The organism is Marinobacter sp. UBA3607, from assembly GCF_002375525.1.
GTDB lineage: Bacteria > Pseudomonadota > Gammaproteobacteria > Pseudomonadales > Oleiphilaceae > Marinobacter > Marinobacter vinifirmus.
Window position 1 is genome coordinate 1 of record NZ_DFLY01000014.1, and the last position, 15,224, is coordinate 15,224.

Genomic DNA, 15,224 nt, shown 5'->3' on the forward strand with positions numbered 1-15,224 from the left:
CGCAAGGAGCGGTTTTTGGACAGCCTGCCCCGCCCGGGCGCTTGCACCGGAAACCGACTACATGCACCGATAACCAGACCTGTTAGAATCCCGCCACACTCAGAACCAAGGCACCCAACTCGACGTGCACAAAAACCTGCAAAACGCCTCCCTGGGCCGCCAGCTCTACCACATGACCTGGCCCATGCTGTTCGGCGTCCTCTCCCTGATGACCTTCCAGCTCACCGACAGTTTCTTCGTCGGCCAATTGGGCCGGGACCCGCTGGCAGCCTTAGGCTTCACTGTGCCCATGCAACAACTGGTCAGCGGCATGTACGTGGGCCTGGGCATCGCCACCACCGCCATCATCTCCCGCACCCTGGGCCAGGGCGAAGACCTTCGCGCCCAGCGCCTCGGCGGCCTGGTAATTGCCATTGGCGCCGGCCTTGCGCTGACCCTTTGCCTGTCGGTCTGGCTACTGCAAAGCGTGATCCTGGACCTGCTCGGGGCCGAACAGGCCCTGCGCCCGGTCATTCGCGAATACTGGGTACCCTGGCTGCTGTCGGCCTGGACCGGCGCCATGGTTTACTTCAGCTACGCCGTATGCCGAGCCAACGGCGATACCCGCCTGCCCGGCTACATGATGATCATCACCAGCCTGCTCAACATTGCGCTGGACCCGCTGTACATCTTTGTCTTTGGCTGGGGTCTGCCCGGCGCCGCCTGGGCCACCATCACCGCATTCAGCGTCGGCGCCCTGATCATGTTTCCCACCTTACTCAAACGGGCCTGGCTGCGCTTTGACCTGCTCCAGCTGCAACTGGCCCAGGCTGTCCGCCAGCTGGGTGGCATCATGGCCCCGGCGATGGTCAGCCAGCTGATGCCACCGATCTCCGCCATGCTCGCCACCGCCCTGGTGGCAGGTTTCGGCTCCGCCGCCGTGGCGGCCTGGGGTTTGGGTACCCGGCTGGAGTTTTTCTCCATCGTGGTGGTGCTGGCGCTGACCATGTCCATGCCGCCGATGATTGGCCGTATGCTCGGGGCCGGTGAGCTGGAGAATATCCGCAAACTGGTGCGTATTGCCGTGCGCTTTATCCTGGGCTGGCAGTTGTTTATCGGGCTGGTGTGGCTGGGCGCCTCGGGCGTGGTATCAACCCTGTTCAGCCCGGATGCCGATGTACAGGACACTCTGCTGAGTTACCTGCTGCGGGTGCCGCTGAGTTACAGCGGGCTGGGGGTGTGCATTCTGATGGTATCGGTGAACAACGCCCTGGGCATGCCCATGCGGGCGCTGCTGATTTCCACCTTGAGGCTGTTTGCCTGCTACCTGCCGCTGCTTTGGATTGGCGGGCAGGTATCCGGGCTGACCGGCCTGATGACCGGCGCCCTGATTGGCAACCTGCTGGCCGGTGCCATGGCCTATAGCCTGTACCGGCAAGGTATGAACCGGCTGCGCCGGCCGGCATGATGCGGCTCAGGCGAAGCGGGCGCGGAAGCTCTCGGGCATGGGGGTGACTTCGCGGGTTTTGTAGTTGAAGAACACAAAGCCGTATTTGGCCAGGGCAACGGGCTGGCCGCTGTCGGCCTTGGTTACCCGGAATACGAAGTCGCCGCCGTATTTGTTGAAGTCCATCAGGCCCACTTCGAAGCGCAGCATGTCCGGGTAGAAGGATTCGCCCTGGTACATGGTGGCCAGGTCGGTGACGATGATGCCTGAGCCATCCTCGCCGCCTTCTTCAACGCCGTATTCCACCAGGAACTGTGCGCGGGCTTCGGAGAGCATGGAGATCAGGGCGTCGTTACCCAGGTGGTTGGCGCCGTTGATGTCGGTGATTCTGACCGGCATCCTTGTTTCGAAGCAGAAGGCGTTATCCGGGAATTCGAGTTTGATTCTGGCCACGGCGGGGTTCCTTGGTTTGCGCTTTGGTGTTGGGGCTGCATCATACTCCTACCTTTGTCCCTTCTCATCCTGTGGGTTGTTCGGGTATCTTGCTAAACACCATGCGCATTAACTCCGGGTATTTGTGGCGCTTGGGGAAGGGCTTTCCAAAAACCGCTCCTTACGGCACATCCCTGTGGCGCTTCTGCTCCGCCATCCATGGCTCCGCAAATTTTTGGAAAGCCCTTCCCCAATCCCCACTCTAACCCTGTGCGCGCACCAATAATCTAATAAGACATTGAGAGACATATGGATATTCGCCCTGCGGCCACCCTGGTTCTGACCCGAGATACTGACAACGGCATTGAAGCCCTGCTCCTGCAACGCAGCTGGGAAGCCATTTTCATGCCGGGGTATTTTGTGTTCCCCGGCGGGGCGGTTAACGAACAGGAGCCGGAGGCGCGGGCGCATTCGATCGGGATTGAAGATGCCGACATCAGCCAGACCATGAGCCTGGATGAGGGCGGCGCGGATTACATGTTGGCGGCGGTTCGGGAGTGTTTTGAGGAGGCGGGTGTTCTGCTGGCCCAGGATGGCTCCGGAAAGCTGGTGGATTCCGGTCATGCGGTGCATGGTGAGCGGTTTGCGTTGTTCCGGGAGGAGGTTTCGCTGGCGCAGTTGTGTGAGAAGCATCAGCTGACGTTGCCGCTGGACCGGTTGGCGTATCTGAGCCACTGGGTGACGCCGCCGGGGCCGCCGCGGCGGTTTGATACGCGGTTTTTTGTGGCGGTGGCGCCGGAGGGTCAGGTTGCCAGTCATGATGGCACCGAGACCATTGACCATGTGTGGATTTCGCCGGCGCAGGCGCTGGAGGAGCATCGGGGCGGGCAGCGGTTGTTGGGGTTGCCGACGATTCGCACGTTGCGGGTGTTGTGTGATTTCAGCACCACCGCCGAGCTGATGCGCTATGCCCACGCCAATCCGCCGGAGGCATTTCCGACCGACCCGTGGCCGGCACTTCGCAAGGGCCAGCCGGTGCTGCTGGAGCCCAATGCGCCGGCCTATGACGAGGCGGTGAAGCTGGACCCGGAAGGCGAAGGGTCCACCCGGGCGGAGATTGTTCCGGGTGAGCCGGTAGAGGTGGCGGCCGGGGTGGTACGGCTGACGGCGCCGAATCCGGGCATGATGACCGGGCCGGGTACCAACACCTACATTCTGGGCCATGAGCGGTTTACGGTGATCGATCCGGGGCCGATAAACGAGGCCCACATCGAGCGGATTCTGGAGCTGACCGGCGGGGTGGTGGATCAGGTGCTGACCACCCATACCCATATGGACCATTCGCCGGCGGCCCGGGTGCTGAAGGAACGTACCGGGTGCCGGGTGTTTGGCTGGCCGGCACCGGATGCGCCCAGCCACGACACGGCGTTCACCCCGGACGATGAACCGGGGCATGAGGACCTGATTGTTACCGAGGCCGGGGTTCTGAAGGTGTTGCACACGCCCGGCCACGCTTCGAACCATCTTTGTTTTCTGTTGCTGGAGCAGGAGTTGCTGTTCGCCGGCGACCACATCATGCAAGGCTCAACGGTGGTGATCAATCCGCCGGACGGCGATATGAAGGCGTATGTGGAGTCTTTGTACGAACTGCTGGAAGAACCGGTACGGTTTATTGCCCCCGCCCACGGCTTTCTGATGGGCCAGCCGGAGGCGGTGATTGATTATCTGATCACCCACCGGTTGTCACGGGAACACAAGATTTTCCGGGCACTGGAAGCCCTGGCACCGGTTTCCCTTAAAGATCTCACCGCCAAGGCCTATGACGATGTACCCGCGGCCATTCATGGCCTGGCGGCCCGTTCGGCCCTGGCGCACCTGCTGAAACTGGAGGCCGAGCACAGGGCGTTCCAGAAGGATGAGCTCTGGCACACCGTGCACCCGGCCTGACCAGCCGGGTTACTTCTTGGCGATCACCCAGACGGCGTGAACAATACCCGGGATATAACCGAGCAGGGTGAGCACAATGTTAATCCAGAAGTGCTTGCCGATACCTACCTGTAAAAAAACACCTAACGGCGGTAACAGAATCGCAATCAGAATTCGCAAAAGGTCCATACACTTATCTCCTTGGTGAGCGTATAACGGTTCATATCATTGCAAGATAGCACTGTTATACACAACAGGCCGGCCAATATCCGGCCCTGAATCATGAAAGTGGCATTAAAGCTTCGTCACAGCGGTATTCATGACACCCCGCGGGCCCTATGCTTGGGCCGATTGGTCAAGGTACTTGAGGACTTATGCTGTTTCCCAAACGCGACTACTCCGCAAACCGCACCCTGCTCACCTGTTTTTTGCTGGCGCTGGTGCCAGTAGGCGCTGGTGCTGATACCGGCAGCTCTCAGACCGGTACGGCGCTGCCGGCCCCACTGATCGCGCAGCTCGCGGAAGATGAAAATGTCGAAGATGTGGTTCAGTCCGAGCCGCGACGCAACAAGGCCAAACTCTCGGAAAACGCCCCCGATGAGGCCGAAGCACCGGCACAACTTCCAGCTGAAGAAACACCGAAGCCGGTTACTGCAGAGTTAATCAAACCGCGCCAGGTTGCGCCCAACGTCGATCTGAAGCAAGTTGCGCCAATGCCGGAGCCAGAAACGAAAACCGATTTCGAAGCTCTGGCTGCAGAGCAGGCGGTAGAAGCCGGAAGCGAACCCGAGGCCGCCGAACACGCACCGGTGCCGTCGGAAACCTTCACCCTGCTGGGCAAGGAAGTGCTGCCAGGCACCTCTACCCGGCTGGCCTGGTCGCCCAATATCCAGATTGCCGGGCTGTCCCAGACCACGCCGGTTCTGGTGGTAAACGGTGCTCACACCGGCCCCACCCTGTGCCTGACCGGCGCGATTCACGGTGACGAACTGAACGGTATCGAAATTGTGCGCCGGGCCATGTACGACCTGGACCCGGCCAAGCTGAGCGGCCGCGTGGTGGGGGTTCCCATCGTCAACCTGAGCGGTTTCCAGCAGGGCAGCCGTTACCTGCCAGACCGGCGAGACCTCAACCGGTACTTCCCCGGCCGCCCCGACGGCACCCTGGCAGACCGGATTGCCCATTCCCTGTTCACCGATGTGATCGGCCACTGCGACATGCTGGTGGATATCCACACCGGTTCCCTCAAGCGTACCAACCTGCCCCAGCTGCGGGCCGATATGAACAACCCGGAAGTGGCCGAGTTCACCCGGGGCTTTGATCGCATGGCGGTGGTGCACAGCAGCGGTTCACCGGGCATGCTGCGCACGGCTGCGGTTAACGCGGGCATTCGCGCGGTAACTCTGGAAGCGGGGGAATCGCTCCGCATACAGGAACACCAGATTGAAGCCGGCGTAAACAGCCTTAACAGCCTGATGGAAAAGCACGGCATGATTTCCCGGATGTTTGTCTGGGGCGATCCGCAGCCGGTTTACTACGACTCCACCTGGATTCGCGCCCAGCATGGCGGCATTCTGTTCAGCGATGTGGATCTGGGTGACCGGATTTCCGAGGGTGAAATCCTCGGCTACGTGGCCGACCCGATCACCAACGAACAATACCCCATCCGCTCGAATTCCAACGGCCGGGTAATCGGTATGGCGGTAGACCAGGTGGTGATGGCCGGCTTTGCCGCCTACCACATTGGTACGGAGGCAGAAGTCCCGGGAGAGTAGTATGCTAGGCGTTTGATGCACTGATCCCGAGGACTCCCCGTGGCTGCAGATAACGCCGGCATGCTGTCGAAAATTCCGGGCCTGGCCTATATCGGCCTGGTGCTGACGCCGCTATTCTGGGCCGGCAATGCCGTGGTCGCCCGGGCCACCGTGGAACACATTCCGCCGTTGTCCATGTCGTTCTGGCGCTGGGTGATCGCCCTGGCACTGATCCTGCCATTCGGGCTACCCGGGCTTTGGCGGCACCGGCAGGTGATCCGCCAGCACCTGGTGACACTTCTGGTGCTGGCCACCTTCAGCGTAGCGGCCTTCAACTCCCTGCTGTATTACGCGGCGATGACCACCACCGCCACCAACATCGCCCTGATCAATTCCACCATCCCGATCTTTGTCGCCCTGCTGGCCTGGCTGTTGCTGGGGGAACGCACGCGGCCGGTTCAGGCTCTGGGTATCGGGCTGGCCATTGTCGGCATACTGATCGTGATCGGGCGGGGGGATCTGCGGATCATTGCCCAGCTGCAAGCCCAGCCCGGGGACCTGATCATGGTGGCGGCGGTGTTCAGCTGGGGCGTGTTTTCGGTGCTGCTGCGCAAACACGTCGTGCCCCTGCCGGCGCTGACCTTTCTGACCGCCCAGATTCTGCTGGGCACCCTGGTCATCCTGCCGTTCTATCTGGGTGACCTGCTGTGGTTCAGCGGCGGTTTCGAACTGTCCGGAAGCACCGCCCTGCCGCTGGCGTTCTTTGCCATCTTCCCGGGCATTCTGGCCTACGCGTTCTGGAACCACGCGGTGCACGAAATCGGCCCCGCCAACGCAGCCATTTTCATGTACCTGACGCCGGTGTTTGCTTCCATTCTCGCCATCCTGTTCCTGGGCGAGTCACTGGGGCTTTACCACCTGTTCGGCGCCCTGCTGATCCTGGCCGGCCTGCTGCTGGCCACCCGGGTGGGGCGGCGGCCGCCGGTATACCAGAAGTAGGCCTCAGCGCTGGTTCAGGGCGGTTTCAATACGCTCCAGTACCTGCGCCAGAACGGCTCTGGGGCAACCGATATTCAGGCGCATGAAGCCACTGCCCGGCTCACCAAAGGAAATACCCGGGTTCATGCCCACCCCGGCTTGCTGCACGAAGAACCTTTTCAGCCCGGCATCGTCCAGCCCCAGCTCCCGGCAATCCAGCCACATCAGGTAGGTGCCTTCCGGCCGGGATACCTTGATTCCCGGCAACCGCTCCGCCACCTGCCCGCAAACATAATCCCGGTTGGCCTGCAGATAAGCCATCAACTGGTCCAGCCATTGCGCCCCGTGGCGGTACCCGGCTTCAAAGCCGGTCACGCTGAACGGGTTGCACTGGGGCAGGTGCATGGAATCAAACACCGCCTTCATGGCCTGGCGCTGCCCGGGGTCGGCAATCACCAGGGCAGACAGCCCGAGGCCCGGCATATTGAAGGTTTTACTGGGGGCTACGGCGGTGATCACCGCGTCCTCCGGCCCGGCCAGTTTGGCCAGCACGGTATGAGCCGGCTTGTCGGGAAAAGTCAGGTCACAGTGGATTTCATCCGAGAGAATCACCAGCTGGTGCCGGCGGGCAATATCCAGCACCGCTTCCAGCTCTTCCTCCGACCAGACCCGGCCCACCGGGTTGTGAGGGGAGCAGAGCATCAGAACCCGGGCATCGGCCCGGGCGGCACACTGCTCCAGGTGCTCCAGGTCCATCCGGTACTGGCCGCTGGTTTCATCCAGCCACAGCGGGTTCTCGATCACTTCCCGGCCGCTGTCCCGCACCGAGCTGAAGGACGGCGGGTAAACCGGTGGCTGGATAATCACACCCTCACCGGGCCCGGCGTAGGCCATGCAGGCGGCATGCAGTGACGGCACCACCCCCGGCGCCATCAGAATCCAGTCCCGCTCGATGTGCCAGCCGTGGCGATTGGCAAACCAGTCGATCATGGACTGGTAGAGGCTGTCCGGAAACAGTGTGTAGCCGTACACGGGATGCTCGGCCCGGGCTTTCAGGGCCTGGGTGACCGCCTCCGGGGCGGCGAAATCCATGTCCGCTACCCACACCGGGATCACATCCTCCCGGCCGAACACGGCCCGGCGCACATCGAACTTCACGGAATGGGTGTTTTCCCTCGGGATCGGCTGGTCAAAATCCGCAGTCACAGGCGTTCTCCATTGATGGTTTTTCGCTGCCCGATACCAACGGCCACTTGCCCAATGGCCGGGGACTTGCGAACCTGTCGGCTTTGCTAACAGGCCGCTTCGGCACTCGCTATCGGAACCCGCTATGATCGCGCAAATCCTGTCCACCATGCTACCGGTGTTCCTGATCGCCGGCTGCGGAGCCCTGTATGGCCGCTACCGCACGCCCGATATCCAGGGCCTGAACGTGCTGAATATGGAGCTGTTTGTGCCCATGCTGGTGTTTGCGGTGCTCGCCGACCAGCAGGCTCCCTTGCAGGAATACGGCGGGCTGGCCCTGGCCGCCACGGTGATTGTGCTTGGCTCCGGGGTTGTGCTCTACCCGCTGGCCAGGGCGCTGGACCTGAACCTGAAAACCTTCCTGCCACCGATGATGTTCAACAACTCCGGCAACATGGGCATCCCCCTGCTGGTGCTGGCCTTTGGCGAAGCGGCACTGCCGGCCGCCATTGTGCTGTTTATCGTGGAAATGCTGCTGCACTTCTCGGTAGGCCTGTACATGCTCGACCCCCATACCTCGATCGTGAAACGTCTGCGCCTGCCCATCGTATTTGCCAGTATTGCCGGCCTGGCGGTGAATTTCAGTGGCGTAACCCTGCCCGGCTGGCTGCTGGAAACCCTGAACATGCTTGGCGGTGTGTGCATTCCACTGATGCTGTTTGCGCTGGGGGTGCGCATGCTGGATGTGGACTTCAGCGATTGGAAACTGGGGCTGATCGGCGCCATCGCCTGCCCCGCCAGCGGCCTGCTGCTGGCCTGGCCAATGATCGCCATGCTCGACCTGCCGGGGCTTCAGGTCGCCAGCCTGTGGGTGTTTGCGGCACTGCCGCCGGCGGTACTGAACTACATGGTGGCAGAGCAGTACCAGCAGGAACCCCACAAGGTGGCATCGCTGGTATTATTGAGCAACCTCGGCAGCCTGGTGGTAATGCCGGTGGTGCTCGGGCTGGTATTTTCCGCCGGCTACGTATAACCGGGTTTCAATGCACGATTTCGATTTACCAGGTACGGTATTCCATGTCTGAAGCAGTAGCGGTTGTTCGCGCCTCCCGCCCCAATTTCCTGGTACTGGCACCGCTGTGTGTCGGGCTCGGGCTGGCCGTGGCCTGGCAGCAGGGTGAACCACCTGCCTTGCTGGATACCCTGCTGGTGTTCATCGGCGCGGTTCTGGCCCATGCCGCCGTTAACCTGCTGAACGAGTACGAAGACTTTGTCTCGGGCCTCGACCTGACCACCAGCCGCACGCCGTTTTCCGGCGGCAGCGGAGCCCTGCCGGAAACTCCGTCGGCGGCCAGAAGGGTGCTCTTTGCCGCCCTTGGCACCCTGGCTCTGGTGATTGCCATTGGCCTCTACTTCCTGTGGCTGCGCGGCCTGCCCATGTTTGTGCTCGGCGCCGCCGGCGTAATGCTGGTGCTCACCTACACCCGCTGGATTACCCGCTCCCCCTGGCTGTGCCTGCTGGCCCCCGGTATCGGCTTTGGCCCGGTGATGGTGCTGGGTGCGCTGATTGCCCTGGGCGCCCGGCTGGATGCCACCGCGCTGGTGTGCGCCGGCGTCGCCCTGCTGCTGGTGAGCGAGCTGCTGCTGATCAACCAGATACCCGATGCCGAGGCCGACCGCAAAGCCGGCCGCCGGCACCTGGTAATTACCCTGGGCCCCCGCGCCGCCAGCAAACTGGTCGCAACGCTGTTGTTGGGAAGCTTCGGGCTTATTGCCGCTGCCGCCTGGCTCAACCTGATACCAACCTGGAGCCTGCTGGCGCTGCTGCCACTGCCCGTTGCACTGTGGCTGAGCCGGCAACTGCCAGCGTGCCTGGATAACCCCGCCGCGCTGAATCAGGTACTCGGTGCCAACGTCGCCGTACTGCTGTCTACCCTCGCCTTGCTGGTGCTGGGCATCAGCCTCTGAAAGCCGGTAGTTTCACTTGCAACTGACTGATCTATAGCCGATGGTTAGGGGCAAACATTTTGATATGGAGATCTGTTGATGAGCGTCCTGCTTCTGGTTCTCAGTGCCCTGGTGCTGATCTATTTCAGTATCGGCGGCAAAACCGCCGCGATCGTGATGTCCGTCGCCACCCTGATCGGGGTGGCCAACGACGACTGGCACATCCTCAGCTTTCTGGTTGGCGGTATCCTGCTGGCACTGGCCCTGCTGATCACCCTGCCCGGAGACCTCCGCCTCGACAAGCTCAGCCGGCCATTGCTGGGCTGGGTCCGCAGCCGCTTGCCCAAGCTGTCGCCGACCGAACAGGAAGCCCTGGCCTCTGGCTCTGTAGACTGGGACGGCGAACTGTTCTCCGGCAAGCCGGAATGGAACAAGCTGCTGGACGCCGCCCCCGCGCACCTGACCAGTGAAGAGCAGGCATTTCTCGACGGCCCGGTGGAAGAGCTGTGCCAGATGCTGGACGACTGGCAGATCACCCACGAACACTACGACCTGCCCGAAAAAGCCTGGAAATTCATCCGTGAAAACGGCTTCTTCGGCCTGGTCATTCCCAAGGAAGACGGCGGCCTGGGCTTCTCCAACACCGCCCATTCCGAAATCGTGATGAAAATCTCCACCCGCAGCGTATCGGCTGCAGTCACCGTGATGGTGCCCAACTCCCTGGGCCCGGGCGAGCTGCTGATGCACTACGGCACCGACGACCAGAAGCAGCATTACCTGCCGCGCCTGGCCGGTGGCGAAGAGATTCCCTGCTTTGCCCTCACATCCCCGGTGGCCGGCTCCGATGCCGGCGCCATTCCGGATAAAGGCATCGTCTGCAAGGGCGAATGGAACGGCAAGGAAGTACTGGGCCTGAAGGTCACCTGGAACAAGCGCTACATCACCCTGGCCCCGGTGGCGACCCTGATCGGCCTGGCCATCAAGGTGTATGACCCGGAAAAACTGCTGGGCGGCGACGATGACATTGGCGTGACCTGTGTGCTGGTACCCCGCGACACCGACGGCGTACACGCCGGCGCCCGCCACCTGCCCATGAACACGGTATTCATGAACGGCCCCACCTGGGGCAATGAAGTCTTTATTCCCATGGAACAGGTCATCGGCGGCCAGGACATGCTCGGCAAGGGCTGGAAAATGCTGCTGGAATGCCTGTCCATCGGCCGCTCCATCTCCCTGCCAGCCCTCGGCACCGGTGCCGGCAAACTGGCCAGCCTGGCTACGGGGTCGTACGCCTACACACGGGAACAGTTCGGCCGCTCCATCAGCCAGTTTGAAGGCGTGCAGGAAGCCCTGGAACCCATTGCCGGCTACACCTACATGATGGACGCTGCCCGCCTGCTCACCGCCGGTATGCTGGACCGGGGCGTACGGCCGTCCGTGCCCTCGGCCGTGCTGAAATACCGCAACACCGACCTGATGCGGGAAGTGATCAACCACGCCATGGACGTCGTAGCCGGCCGCGGCGTGATCACCGGCCCCCGCAACTTCCTGGCGCGGGCCTACCAGGCCGTGCCTATCGGCATTACCGTGGAAGGCGCCAACATCCTGACCCGCAGCCTGATGATCTTCGGCCAGGGCGCCATCCGCTGCCATCCGTTTATCGTCGAGGAAATCGAAGCGGCCGGCATGGAAGACGAAGACAAGGCCGCGAAGAAATTCGATGGCATCTTCTACCGCCACCTCGCCCACACCACCCGCAATGCCCTGCGTGCATTGGTACTGGGCCTGAGCAAGGGCTGGCTGGAAACCGCGCCACGCCACGGCGACATCGAGAAGTACTACCGCCAGCTGGGCCGTTTCTCTGCGGCCTTCGCCCTGATGACCGACGTCACCCTGCTTACCGTCGGCGGTGGCCTGAAAGCCCGCCAGCGCCTGTCTGGCCGCATGGCCGACTGCCTGGTGCAGCTGTACTACGCCACGGCGGTGATCAAGCAATGGCACGAAGAAGGCTACCCGGACGATCAGCGAGACCTGGTGGAATGGTGCCTGCAAACCTGCCTGCACGACCTGCAGAACTCCATGCGCGAAGCCATCATCAACTTCCCGGTCCCGGCCCTGCGCTGGCCGCTACGGTTGCTGGTGTTCCCGCTCGGCGCCACCGGCCTGAACGGCCCGGATGACAAACTCGGCGCGAAGGTGGCGGCGACCATTGTGAAAGACACGCCGGTACGCCAGCGCATCAGCCGGGGTACCTTCATCAACATGGATCCGGACGATCCTCTGGGGCGCGTTCTGAACGCCTACAAGCTGGCCAACGAAACCGCCGACATGCGCCAGCGCCTGCACGAAGCCATCCGCAGCCGCGACGAAGACGAGCTGGACGGTATCGCCCTGTTGATGGGGCATCAGCGCAAGGAGCTGGTGGACTGGGCCTGTGCCCAGGGTATCGTAACAGCCGACGAGTGCCCGAAGCTGGAAGAAGCCCTGACGGCCCTGTACGACGTGATCCGCGTAGATGCGTTTGATGCTGATGGCCTGAAAGCACTGGCTAAAGCGGCTACCGGTAAGCGTAAAGTTGTCGAGCGGTCTTCGGAGTAGGGTTACTTGTAGCTTGCAGGTTTGGGTGGAGGTCAATCCTTGGCGGGAGGGGGCTCCAAAAACCGCTCCTTACGGCACATCCCTGTGGCGCTTCTGCTCCGCCATCCATGGCTCCGCACATTTTTGGAGCCCCCTCCCGCCAAGGCTTGCCCCAGACCATGTGCAGGCCGCCCCGAAAATCCGACTTTAACAAAGCGAACTGCACAAGGCATAGCTGAACAGGGCGGGCGAGCCTTTCCAGAAATTTGTGGAGCCATGGATGGCGGAACATAAGCGCCCATGGAAGGCTAGAGCGCTTTCTGGAAAGGCTCGCCCGCCCTGTTCAAAGCACCGAAGCAGCAGGCTAGGAGGATCACTCCCCCCGAAGCCCACCCCGAATTGCCTCGTCAACCAACCACCGGCGTAACGTCTGAATCCCACGTTCCCGCCGGCGGCTGGTTTTCCAGGCAAAGTAGAACTTGTCGCCGGTCACCACCGAATGGGTCGGTAAACGAACGAAGTCTTCGGAATCCTTCCGGGTACTCAGCATATAGTCGTTGGTCAGGGCGATTCCCTGATGGAACCGCGCAGCTTCCAGCGCCAGCAGCATGTGGCTGAAATGCTGAACACGGGCAGCAGACGGCAACGGCTGCTCCACATCCCGAAACCACGCCTGCCAGTCACCGGCGGGTTTGTCGAAGATGCTGTGGGTCGATAACAACGGAAAGCCCGCGATATCCTCCGGCAACACAGGCCGCTCATCCAGCCCCTCTGGCTCCGCGTCACGCCCTAACTCTCGCCGGATACGCTGCCAGTAATCCTGGCTGCACACCGGAAACAACCGCTCCGTGTACAAATGCTCATAGCTGTAGGCCGGCGCCGTGGTGTGGATGGTGATAAAACAATCCGCCACCCGATCCGACAACACCGGGTTCTCGCTGCTCATCTCCAGCGCCAGGTCGATCTGCGGGTGCAACCGCTGCAAATCCGGCAACCGCGGCACCAGCCAGCGCACCGCAAACGAACTGAACACCGACAACCGCAACCGGGACTCCTCATGCCCCAGCAACTGTTCACTCGCCCGTTCAATCTGCAACAAGGCGGTGCCAATGGCATCAAAATACTGCCGCCCTTCGTCGGTCAGCGTCACCGTCCGACCGGAGCGCCAGAACAGCCGTTCGCCCAGATAGGTCTCCAGCTGCTTGATCTGGTGACTGACTGCACTCTGGGTGATGGCCAGTTCCTCGGCAGCGGCCGAAAAGCTGTTCAGCCGGGCAACGGCTTCGAATACGGGGAGGGCTTTGAGTGGGGGTAGTCTCATGGCGGCCTGCTATCGAATTTTCTAATGACTGACTAATAATGATCATTTTATCGGATAGTTAAACACACCTAGAATCCACCTCCAAGGTTCGGGAGTGTGTCGGGGGACTTGCTTCCGAAAATGTTCGTAGCCATGGGTGAAGGGCGAAAGCACTTCACGGGCTGGCCAGGGATGGCCTGCCCAGGACCCTCTGCGCGACGCAGGAGCAATAAGCGCAGAGGGGCGGAGACAAGCGTACAAGGAAGTACTCGCAGCGGTTTTCGGAAGCAAGTCCCCCGACACACTCATGCACCAAACCAGCGGATTTCAGGAAGGAAAAGGAGCACCAAAGTGTCAGGCAAAACCGTCAACAGCGCCATTCTGCTGCTGGTCATCGGCAACGCCATGGCCATACTCTCGGACGTCTTCATCAAACTGATGGACCCCGGCGCCCCCGTCTTCCAGTTCGCCTTCCTGCGCTGCGTACTCACCCTGGTGTTTCTGGTGCCACTGGCCCGCAAACTCGACACAGGCAACCTCTTCGGCGGCCTGAAAGTCCACGCCATCCGCGCCCACATCCACCTGGTCGGCATCGTATGCATGGTGATCGCCCTCACCAACCTGCCGCTGGCTACCGCCAACGCCCTGTTCTACGCCGCGCCGATACTGGTGATGGTGCTGTCGGCCGTATTCTTCCGGGAAAAACTCACGCCCCTGAGCGTCACCGCCGTGTTCAGCGGCTTTGCCGGCATCATCGTGATACTGCGCCCGGTGGAGTTCAACTGGGCCGTCATCGCTGCCTTGGGCTCGGCCTTTGCCCTGGCCATCAACGCCGTCATGGTCCGCCAGCTGCCGAAAGAACAAACCACCGTGCACAAGCTGTTCCTGAACTACCTGCTGATCATACCGGCCGCAGCCGCACTGGCATTCTGGGAAGGGGCAACGTGGAACCTGCAGATCCTGGTCAGCGCCGCCGGCTCGGCCCTGTTCATCCTGGGTTACAACATCACCGTGTTGCTGGCCTACCGGCAGGTGGATGCCAACCAGGTCACCAGCGCCGAATACACCGGGCTGATCTGGGCGGTGGCCATTGGCTGGATCTGGTTTGGTGAGGTGCCGGACCTGTGGTTCCTGGCCGGCAGCATGATGATCGTGGTGCCGTTGGTACTGATTGGCCTGCGGCACCGGCGGCGTTCACCGGCCCGGGGCTTTAACCCCGCCAGCCGGGAAACACCGCAGAAAGAGCTGGACCCCGGGTTCAGCGGGTCTGCTCAATGATCGCCTGGGTATCGCGGATAATCCGCGCTACCCGATGCTCCGGCGGCAGACGGTCGTCGTAGCCGTAGCTGGTGCGGTATCCGTTCCGGTAATCGTCACGATACCGGTAGTGATCGTGGCGGTCCCGCCATTCCGAGCGCAGGTACTTCTTCTGATGCCCCGGCGGCAGCGCCTTGCCCCGTTCCAGCTGTTTCTGGATGCCCGGCGGGTGGCCATGGCCACGGTAGCCGTCTGCCTGTGCCAGGCCGGCAAAGCCCAGGGCGACAATCAGGGTACTGCTGATCAGTAGTCGTTTCATGATGACTCTCCCATCTGTTGACCGACTGAAACCATGCTATACGGAAACTTTCCGTGAAGCCTTGCCGTCAGATTACCGAACAGAAGGGTGTTGTCAGCGCCCGAAGGGCGAATTTGCACAAGC

General features: G+C 61.9%; 13 protein-coding genes. 8 read left to right on the top strand and 5 right to left on the bottom strand.

The features are described from left to right. The first annotated feature begins 124 nt into the window (after positions 1-124). Entirely contained in the window at positions 125-1,447 is a 1,323-nt protein-coding gene (locus tag B2589_RS05015; protein WP_286815821.1) for an MATE family efflux transporter, read from the top strand. A gap of 6 nt (positions 1,448-1,453) precedes the next feature. Here B2589_RS05015 and B2589_RS05020 read toward each other — a convergent pair whose 3' ends face one another. Continuing rightward, positions 1,454-1,879, bottom strand: a complete 426-nt coding sequence (locus B2589_RS05020; protein ID WP_022989316.1) for a thioesterase family protein — start codon at positions 1,877-1,879, stop codon at positions 1,454-1,456. Between the two features lie 288 nt (positions 1,880-2,167). Between B2589_RS05020 and B2589_RS05025 the strand changes: the two genes are divergently transcribed. After that, positions 2,168-3,805: an MBL fold metallo-hydrolase gene (locus tag B2589_RS05025; protein WP_286815822.1), complete on the top strand. Its 1,638-nt coding sequence runs from the start codon at positions 2,168-2,170 to the stop codon at positions 3,803-3,805. Between the two features lie 9 nt (positions 3,806-3,814). Here the strand turns inward: B2589_RS05025 and B2589_RS05030 are convergent, their stop codons facing one another. Then, entirely contained in the window at positions 3,815-3,973 is a 159-nt protein-coding gene (locus B2589_RS05030; protein ID WP_022989318.1) for a YqaE/Pmp3 family membrane protein, read from the bottom strand. A 185-nt stretch (positions 3,974-4,158) separates the two neighbouring features. Between B2589_RS05030 and B2589_RS05035 the strand changes: the two genes are divergently transcribed. Further along, the gene (locus tag B2589_RS05035; RefSeq protein WP_286815823.1) at positions 4,159-5,559 is read left to right on the top strand and encodes a succinylglutamate desuccinylase/aspartoacylase family protein; all 1,401 of its coding nucleotides are present in this window, start codon (positions 4,159-4,161) and stop codon (positions 5,557-5,559) included. Between the two features lie 39 nt (positions 5,560-5,598). Further along, positions 5,599-6,537, top strand: a complete 939-nt coding sequence (locus tag B2589_RS05040) for a DMT family transporter (protein WP_232901809.1) — start codon at positions 5,599-5,601, stop codon at positions 6,535-6,537. Positions 6,538-6,540: 3 nt separating this feature from the next. Here B2589_RS05040 and B2589_RS05045 read toward each other — a convergent pair whose 3' ends face one another. Next, positions 6,541-7,722 carry a MalY/PatB family protein gene (locus B2589_RS05045; protein ID WP_286815824.1) on the bottom strand — a complete coding sequence of 394 codons (1,182 nt, stop codon included), beginning with the start codon at positions 7,720-7,722 and terminating at the stop codon, positions 6,541-6,543. A 124-nt stretch (positions 7,723-7,846) separates the two neighbouring features. Between B2589_RS05045 and B2589_RS05050 the strand changes: the two genes are divergently transcribed. The 3 genes from B2589_RS05050 to B2589_RS05060 all read left to right on the top strand — a co-directional run bounded on the left by B2589_RS05050 (position 7,847) and on the right by B2589_RS05060 (position 12,246). Then, positions 7,847-8,734 (top strand): AEC family transporter, encoded by an 888-nt coding sequence (locus tag B2589_RS05050; protein ID WP_286815825.1) that lies wholly within the window; start codon positions 7,847-7,849, stop codon positions 8,732-8,734. Positions 8,735-8,778: 44 nt separating this feature from the next. Continuing rightward, positions 8,779-9,669 carry a prenyltransferase gene (locus B2589_RS05055; protein WP_286815826.1) on the top strand — a complete coding sequence of 297 codons (891 nt, stop codon included), beginning with the start codon at positions 8,779-8,781 and terminating at the stop codon, positions 9,667-9,669. A 78-nt stretch (positions 9,670-9,747) separates the two neighbouring features. Next, positions 9,748-12,246 (top strand): acyl-CoA dehydrogenase, encoded by a 2,499-nt coding sequence (locus B2589_RS05060; protein ID WP_286815827.1) that lies wholly within the window; start codon positions 9,748-9,750, stop codon positions 12,244-12,246. Positions 12,247-12,598: 352 nt separating this feature from the next. Here the strand turns inward: B2589_RS05060 and B2589_RS05065 are convergent, their stop codons facing one another. Then, positions 12,599-13,546: a LysR family transcriptional regulator gene (locus B2589_RS05065; RefSeq protein WP_286815828.1), complete on the bottom strand. Its 948-nt coding sequence runs from the start codon at positions 13,544-13,546 to the stop codon at positions 12,599-12,601. 330 nt (positions 13,547-13,876) lie between these two features. On the opposite strand from B2589_RS05065, the gene B2589_RS05070 reads away from it, so the two are divergent. Further along, positions 13,877-14,803, top strand: coding sequence for a DMT family transporter (locus tag B2589_RS05070; protein WP_286815829.1), 927 nt, complete (start codon positions 13,877-13,879; stop codon positions 14,801-14,803). Here the strand turns inward: B2589_RS05070 and B2589_RS05075 are convergent. Then, complete coding sequence (locus B2589_RS05075; RefSeq protein ID WP_273134569.1) at positions 14,784-15,101, bottom strand: hypothetical protein; 318 nt, start codon at positions 15,099-15,101, stop codon at positions 14,784-14,786. The genes B2589_RS05070 and B2589_RS05075 overlap by 20 nt on opposite strands. Between the last annotated feature and the right edge of the window lie 123 nt (positions 15,102-15,224).